Consider the following 7,727-nt stretch of genomic DNA (forward strand, 5'->3'; position numbering starts at 1 on the left):
CTTAGAAACTTTCCTTAGGTGAGTACGGACGTCAGCGAACTTCGTAGAAGTTCCATGACTTAGTTTTGAACCCCTTCGCTCTTTAATTTCTATGCTCAAGCTAAAACAGTTTCCCAAACTGTTTTACGTTCAAAACTCCCGAATGCTTGAAACATTGGTGTTTCAAGCATTTTTATCACAGCGGAAAGTTTCAGAGATTCTTAAATGACTCAAAGTAATAGAAGTCATTTTTTTGAAAAATTATCTAGCTATTTTAAGTAAAAAATAGTCTGTCTTTTTTTGTCTGTCCTCTATTTTCTCCTCGTGGAGAAAGCTGACAGCTGGGTTCATTTTTGATATACTAGTAGGGTATGCATGTGCCCTTTAGCACTTGCAAGTCTAGTAAAGGAAAGAACATGGTATGAGTGAAAAAGAAAAAGAATCGCATAAACTTGGCTTGAGTGTCGGGTCAAATTTTCAAGATACTCAAGAGCTACGAAAGGTATTGGAACAATCAATTAGCCGGGAAGAAGAAGTTTTGACAGCTAGTCAACCGGTGGAATCAGAGCAGAACCAGGAAGAGAGCCAGGTTGCTGGAGAAGCGGTGGAAACAGAAGCTTCGACTGGAACTCTAAGTCGCCTATCACGATCTGGTCATCGTCGCGAAGAGAAGGTCGGAGCGAGGCCAAAAGACCAAGAGGATGTAGAAGAGACATTGGAAGAGCAAGAAGATGAAAAGTCGTTAGGGCGCTATGCCACTAAGCGACCAGTTCCCTTGTCATTACCAATTGCTCTTAGTGTCCTACTTGGGTTGGTCCATGTAGCCCTTCCTTTTATCAACTTACTGGCGACCAATCAGCAAACCCAGGACTTATATGCCGGTTGGGCAATGTCTCAAGGTCAAGTTCCCTATGGTCATTTCTTTGGGGTCAATGGCTTGCTCTACTACGGGATCAGCGCTTTAGGAAGTTTGCTAGGAGGTCAAGTTCTCCTGGTGGTCTTCCAGATTTTAGCCTACTTTTTTGCTGGGACGAGCCTGTATCGGATGGTCAGAAGCTTAGTTGCAAGTGAAAAAATTGCAGGACAAGTTCAGCTACTTTTCTACCTACTTGCTGGAGTGCTTGGATTTGGCGGCAATTACGCTGTCTTTTATGCCCTGCCCTTCCTATTTGGCTCTATGAATTTCATTCTCGCTTATCTAGAGGGAGATAAAACAGATGAATCCTTTGTCGCTTATGGCGCAGGAGCCTGTTTGGCCTTTATGATGGTGCCATGGCTGAGTGTGATTTTTTATCTGCTTGCTTTTCTCGGATTGACAGCCTATCATGTGAAACAAAAGAAATTTGCTCACGGCTTCTATCAATTCCTTGCTGCCCTCTTGGGATTCTCCCTTCTCTTCTATCCCTTAGGCTACATCACCGTGTGGAACGGCTCCTTTGGGTATGCGATTCATCAGACCTTGTATAGTCTCCGCTCTCTCCAGTTTGATGCGGGGCACCTATTTGCCAACCTAGTTTATTACTGTTTATTGCTGTTAACGCTTGGTTTCGCTTCAGCTTTCGTCATGTCCTTCCGAAAAGTATCGACAAGTGGTCAACGTGTGATCCGGTTTATGAGTTGGTTTGGTCTTCCGCTAGTTGCCACTGTTGTGGTCGGGACACCAGAGCAAGGGGCCTATCAGTTCCTTAGCTTGTTACCTTTTGGTCTTCCCTTGTTCGCTCTTTGGTTTGCCGGGGATGAGTCCGCTTATCAGCGCCGGAAGATGAAGAACAATTCTATCTGGGACCTTTATTTCTCCTGTCAAGCTTTCCTACCGATGTTGGCAATGGTTTATCTAGTTGGCTATCCTGTTGTGAATCAATTGGTTCTCCAAAACAACCTAGCGAGTGAACGAAGTACGATTGCTCAATATATCAAGAATCATAGTGACTCCAAGGATACCATCTATGTTTGGGATCAGACGGCCCATCTCTATCAGGAAAGTGGTCGCTTGGCATCTTCGTCCCTCCTGACTCCGACGGCCTATCTAAGTCCGAGGGAAAACCGAACCAATCTGCTCAATCAGATTAAGCAAGCAAAGCCGAAGTTTATTGTGGTCAATAAGGACCTAGATGTAACGTCTGCTCTGCAGAAAGTTTTAACTAAAAATTATGAAAAAGTGAACCAGAAGGGTTCCCAGTATACCTTGTACCAATATAAATAGACTATCAATATCTTGTGGTTTTGAAATGAAATAACATTTTTTTCCACAAGATATTGATTTTTTATTTTTGAGTGATATAATATGGAGTGAATTCTACTTGTATAAAAAAGAAAGTGGGCGAGCGTATGATAACGTTACGAGAAGAACATAACCAAAGTCTCCCCCCACTCTTTGTAGAAAAGAGAGATGGGCGGAAGGTCAAGTTTGATGTCGATAAAATTTACCGTGCTTTGGTCAAAGCGACAGAAGAAGTGACTGGTCTCACTCCGGCCTTGGAAGCGAAATTAGAAACCGTAACAGACCGAATCGTGGCTGAAATTTTGGAACGCTTCCCTTGTGGCGTAAAAATCTACGAGATTCAAAATGTCGTTGAGCATGAGTTGCTGCAAGCTAATGAGTATGCGATTGCCGAGAGCTATATTACCTATCGTACCCAGCGTGATTTTGAGCGTTCAAAGGCAACGGATATCAACTTTACCATCGGCAAGCTTCTCAACAAGGACCAAGCTGTCGTTAATGAAAATGCCAATAAGGACAGCGACGTTTTTAATACCCAGCGTGATTTGACAGCAGGAATTGTCGGAAAATCCATTGGTCTCAAAATGTTGCCCAAACACGTAGCCAATGCCCACCAAAAAGGGGATATCCACTACCATGATTTGGATTATAGTCCTTACACTCCGATGACCAACTGTTGTTTGATCGATTTTGAAGGCATGCTGCGCAATGGCTTTAAGATTGGGAATGCAGAAGTAGAAAGTCCCAAGTCCATCCAAACTGCAACGGCACAGATTTCGCAAATCATTGCCAATGTAGCCTCTAGCCAGTATGGGGGTTGCTCAGCAGACCGGATCGATGAAGTCTTGGCTCCTTATGCAGAAAAGAATTATCAGAAGCACTTGAAAGATGCAGAGGAGTGGGTTCTCCCTGAAAAACGCGAGGACTATGCTTGGCAAAAAACGAAAAAAGACATCTATGATGCCATGCAGTCTTTGGAGTACGAAATCAACACCCTCTTTACCTCAAATGGGCAAACGCCCTTTACTTCGCTTGGCTTTGGTCTTGGAACCAATCGCTTCGAACGGGAAATTCAAAAGGCCATTCTGGAAATTCGAATCAAAGGACTTGGTTCAGAACACCGGACCGCTATTTTCCCTAAGTTGATTTTCAGTTTAAAAAGAGGCCTCAACTTAGAACCAGGTAGTCCTAACTACGACATCAAGCAGTTGGCCTTGGAATGTGCGACCAAACGCATGTATCCAGACGTTTTGTCTTATGACAAGATTGTTGAGTTGACGGGCTCCTTCAAGGTGCCTATGGGTTGCCGCTCTTTCCTTCAAGGGTGGAAGGATGAAAATGGCGTTGAAGTCAATTCTGGTCGGATGAATCTAGGGGTTGTGACAGTCAATCTCCCTCGGATTGCTTTGGAATCTGAAGGAAATAAAGAGAAATTCTGGGAAATCTTCAATGAACGGATGAACATTGCTGAAGATGCTTTGGTTTATCGGGTGGAACGCACCAAAGAAGCAACCCCAGCTAATGCACCGATTCTCTACCAATATGGAGCTTTCGGAAAACGCTTGGGCAAATATGACCAGGTAGACCAGCTCTTCCGCAACCGTAGAGCAACCATTTCACTCGGCTATATCGGATTGTATGAAGTGGCGACGGTCTTTTATGGCCCTAACTGGGAGCAAAATCCAGAGGCCAAGCAATTTACAATCGCCATCATCAAGGATATGAAGAAACGGGTCGAAGAATGGTCCGACCAGTATGACTACCACTTCTCGATTTATTCGACGCCGTCAGAAAGCTTGACAGACCGCTTCTGTCGCCTGGATACGGAGAAATTTGGTCAGGTTCCGGATATCACAGATAAGGAATATTACACCAATAGTTTCCACTACGATGTCCGCAAGAACCCAACTCCATTTGAGAAGCTGGATTTTGAAAAAGTTTATCCAGAAGCAGGCGCCTCTGGTGGTTTTATCCACTATTGCGAGTATCCTGTGCTCCAACAAAATCCAAAAGCGCTAGAGGCGGTTTGGAATTATGCCTATGACCGGGTCGGCTATCTCGGAACCAATACACCAATTGACCGTTGCTACAAGTGTGATTTTGAAGGGGATTTCACACCAACCGAACGAGGGTTTACTTGTCCAAACTGTGGCAATAGTGATCCTAAGACAGTTGATGTGGTCAAACGGACCTGTGGCTATCTAGGAAATCCTCAAGCCCGTCCTATGGTTAATGGCCGTCATAAGGAAATCGCTGCACGGGTCAAACACATGAATGGGTCCACGATTAAATCAGCTGGACACCAAGTGACAGATTAGAAAAGGAAGATTATGGGAAAATACCAACTAGACGATAAGGGCAAGGCCCAGGTTCAACGATTCCACGAGAAACATTCGACAGGTGGAATCAATAAAAAAGACCGGGTGACCAGCCTGAGAGAGCAATTTTTAAAAAAAGCTAAGAAAAAATAAAAGTGAGAGTTCGCTCTCGCTTTTCTCGTATGGGGGGAGGTAAAGATGGAATTACGCAGACCAACATTAGCAGATAAAGAAACCATTCTAAACATGATGACAGAGTTCGAAGAGACCCAGTCGGCCCACGATGGCGGCTTTTGGGATGCGGAAGCTTTTGTTTATGAAGACTGGTTGGAAAGTAATCGTGACATGGAAATGGGGCTAGGAATTCCGGAAGGTTGGGTGCCTGCTGTTCAGTTAGTCTCTTTTGATAGAGACGGTCAAGCGGTTGGTTTTCTCAATCTCCGCTTACGCCTGAGTGACTATCTATTGGAGAAAGGTGGACATATCGGTTATTCTATCCGCCCTTCTGAAAGGGGCAAAGGATACGCCAAGGAAGCCCTTCATCAAGGTCTGCAAGTGGCTAAAGAAAAGAACATTCATCGTGCTCTGGTGACATGTAGCACGGAAAATCCTGCCAGCCGAGCTGTTATCTTAGCCAATGGAGGCCAATTGGAGGATGTGCGGAATGGTACCGAACGGTATTGGATAGAGGTGGAGTAGAAGGATGACATGGAATACACCAAAACCAGGCGAGTGGAAGAGTGAAGAACTGAGTCAAGGTCGCATCATCGACTACAAGGCTTTTAACTTTGTCGATGGCGAAGGAGTCCGCAACTCCCTTTATGTAGCCGGCTGCATGTTTCACTGTGAGGGTTGTTACAATGTAGCGACCTGGTCTTTCAAGACGGGTATTCCCTACACCAAAGAGTTAGAAGAGCAGATTATGGCCGATCTGGCCCAACCCTATGTCCAGGGCTTGACCTTGCTTGGGGGGGAGCCTTTTCTCAACACCGGTATCCTGCTGCCCTTGGTTAAGCGCGTGAAAAAAGAGTTGCCTGATAAAGATATCTGGTCTTGGACCGGCTATACCTGGGAAGAAATGATGCTGGAGACGCCGGACAAACTAGAACTGCTTTCGCTGATTGATATTCTGGTCGATGGGCGCTATGATAAGAGCAAACGCAACCTCATGTTGCAGTTCCGAGGCTCTTCCAACCAGCGGATCATTGATGTTCAACAATCTCTCAAAGAAGGAAAAGTTGTCATCTGGGACAAGCTCAATGACGGCAAGGACTCTTATGAGCAAATAAAAAGAGACTAGCAAGACTCGGATAGCCACTATAAAGATGGAGATTTCATGGTTTTTCAATTTGCAAGAAGTAGGCTCTTTTTTCAGACAATTTCATTCTCACTGATAAAATTCAGAAGGATTCATGGTATAATAGAATAGATTGTACGAAAGTTAGAGTAATCTAACATGTACATTTAAGGAACAGAATGAGGAAATTGACATGACATTAGTTTATCAATCAACGCGTGATGCGAAAAATACCGTAACAGCCAGCCAAGCGATTTTGCAAGGTTTGGCGACAGATGGAGGTTTGTTTACTCCAGTTAGCTATCCAAAGGTAGATTTGGATTTTGACACATTAAAAGACGCTTCTTACCAAGAGGTGGCTAAACTTGTCTTGTCAGCCTTCTTGGATGACTTTACAGCAGAAGAGTTGGACTACTGTATCACCAATGCCTATGACAGCAAGTTTGATACACCAGCCGTTGCCCCTCTTGTCAAACTCAATGGCCAATACAATTTGGAACTCTTCCACGGTTCAACCATTGCCTTCAAAGACATGGCCTTGTCTATCTTGCCATACTTTATGACAACGGCAGCTAAGAAACACGGCTTGGAAAACAAAATTGTTATCTTGACAGCGACATCTGGAGACACTGGTAAAGCTGCCATGGCAGGATTTGCGGATGTTCCAGGAACTGAAATTATCGTTTTTTATCCAAAAGATGGTGTCAGCAAGGTACAAGAGTTGCAAATGACTACTCAAACTGGGGATAATACCCATGTGATCGCCATTGATGGAAACTTTGATGATGCTCAGACAAATGTGAAGCATATGTTCAATGATGTGGCCCTTCGTGAAAAATTGGCAGCCAACAAGTTGCAATTTTCATCAGCCAACTCTATGAATATCGGCCGTTTGGTACCACAAATTGTCTACTATGTTTATGCCTACGCTCAGCTTGTTAAAACTGGCGAGATTAATGCTGGTGACAAGGTTAACTTCACTGTACCGACAGGAAACTTTGGAAATATCTTGGCTGCCTTTTACGCTAAACAAATCGGCCTACCAGTCGGTAAATTGATCTGTGCTTCAAATGACAACAATGTCTTGACAGACTTCTTTAAAACTCGTGTTTATGACAAGAAGCGTGAGTTTAAGGTAACCACTAGCCCATCTATGGATATCTTGGTCTCTTCAAACTTGGAGCGCTTGATTTTCCATCTTTTGGGAAATGATGCTGAAAAGACAGCTGAACTCATGAATGCCTTGAATACGCAAGGTCAGTATGAATTGACAGACTTTGATACAGAGATTTTGGACCTCTTTGCGGCAGAGTATGCAACAGAAGCAGAAACCGCAGCAGAAATTAAGCGTGTTTATGAGTCAGATTCTTATATTGAGGACCCTCATACAGCGGTTGCTTCAGCAGTTTATAAAAAATACCAAGCAGCGACAGGCGATGCGGCCAAGACCGTAATTGCATCAACAGCTAGTCCTTACAAATTCCCAGTGGTTGCGGTGGAAGCTGTAACAGGGAAATCAGGTTTGAGCGACTTTGAAGCCTTGGCTCAATTACATGAAATCTCAGGTGTAGCCTTGCCACCAGCAGTGGATGGTCTCGAAACTGCTCCAGTTCGTCACAAGACAACTGTTGCAGCAACAGATATGCAGGCTGCAGTTGAAGCCTATTTGGGATTGTAAGTGGGAGTCCCAAAATTAGAAAGCAGAAGTCTCTAGGACTTGACTGAATAAATCTCACAATAGTTCTACAAGCAGAACTCAGTTAGGCAACTAGCTGAGTTTCTTTTCATCAGGAGGAAAGTGTGTCACGTCAACAACAAGTAGATCGACAAATTTTAAGAATTGCCCTTCCAGCCATTGGAGAAAACTTTCTCCAAATGCTCATGGGGATGGTAGATAGCTACTTGGTTGCTC

Annotated in this window: 6 protein-coding genes; all 6 read left to right on the forward strand. The window is 44.1% G+C overall.

Annotated features, from left to right (window positions below; genetic code table 11):
• Positions 1-400 precede the first annotated feature (400 nt).
• The 6 genes from QZ158_RS01935 to thrC all read left to right on the forward strand — a co-directional run bounded on the left by QZ158_RS01935 (position 401) and on the right by thrC (position 7,493).
• Positions 401-2,182 carry an MFS transporter gene (locus QZ158_RS01935; RefSeq protein ID WP_293873955.1) on the forward strand — a complete coding sequence of 594 codons (1,782 nt, stop codon included), beginning with the start codon at positions 401-403 and terminating at the stop codon, positions 2,180-2,182.
• Between the two features lie 125 nt (positions 2,183-2,307).
• Positions 2,308-4,518, forward strand: a complete 2,211-nt coding sequence (gene nrdD, locus QZ158_RS01940; RefSeq protein ID WP_293873957.1) for an anaerobic ribonucleoside-triphosphate reductase — start codon at positions 2,308-2,310, stop codon at positions 4,516-4,518.
• Between the two features lie 12 nt (positions 4,519-4,530).
• Entirely contained in the window at positions 4,531-4,671 is a 141-nt protein-coding gene (locus QZ158_RS01945; protein ID WP_154854760.1) for a hypothetical protein, read from the forward strand.
• 45 nt (positions 4,672-4,716) lie between these two features.
• Positions 4,717-5,217 (forward strand): GNAT family N-acetyltransferase, encoded by a 501-nt coding sequence (locus QZ158_RS01950; protein ID WP_293873961.1) that lies wholly within the window; start codon positions 4,717-4,719, stop codon positions 5,215-5,217.
• A gap of 4 nt (positions 5,218-5,221) precedes the next feature.
• Positions 5,222-5,818, forward strand: coding sequence for an anaerobic ribonucleoside-triphosphate reductase activating protein (gene nrdG / locus QZ158_RS01955; RefSeq protein ID WP_293873963.1), 597 nt, complete (start codon positions 5,222-5,224; stop codon positions 5,816-5,818).
• Positions 5,819-6,008: 190 nt separating this feature from the next.
• Positions 6,009-7,493: a threonine synthase gene (gene thrC, locus QZ158_RS01960; RefSeq protein WP_293873965.1), complete on the forward strand. Its 1,485-nt coding sequence runs from the start codon at positions 6,009-6,011 to the stop codon at positions 7,491-7,493.
• The last annotated feature ends 234 nt before the right edge of the window (positions 7,494-7,727 follow it).

Source organism: Streptococcus sp. A12 (assembly GCF_905372335.1).
Classification (GTDB): Bacteria; Bacillota; Bacilli; order Lactobacillales; family Streptococcaceae; genus Streptococcus.

Excerpts from the sequence above, each read along its gene's own strand:
- thrC (WP_293873965.1), top strand. The coding sequence starts at position 6,009 with ATGACATTAGTTTATCAATCAACGCGTGATGCGAAAAATACCGTAACA.
- QZ158_RS01945 (WP_154854760.1), top strand. The coding sequence starts at position 4,531 with ATGGGAAAATACCAACTAGACGATAAGGGCAAGGCCCAGGTTCAACGA.
- QZ158_RS01950 (WP_293873961.1), top strand. The coding sequence starts at position 4,717 with ATGGAATTACGCAGACCAACATTAGCAGATAAAGAAACCATTCTAAAC.
- QZ158_RS01935 (WP_293873955.1), top strand. The coding sequence starts at position 401 with ATGAGTGAAAAAGAAAAAGAATCGCATAAACTTGGCTTGAGTGTCGGG.
- nrdD (WP_293873957.1), top strand. The coding sequence starts at position 2,308 with ATGATAACGTTACGAGAAGAACATAACCAAAGTCTCCCCCCACTCTTT.
- nrdG (WP_293873963.1), top strand. The coding sequence starts at position 5,222 with ATGACATGGAATACACCAAAACCAGGCGAGTGGAAGAGTGAAGAACTG.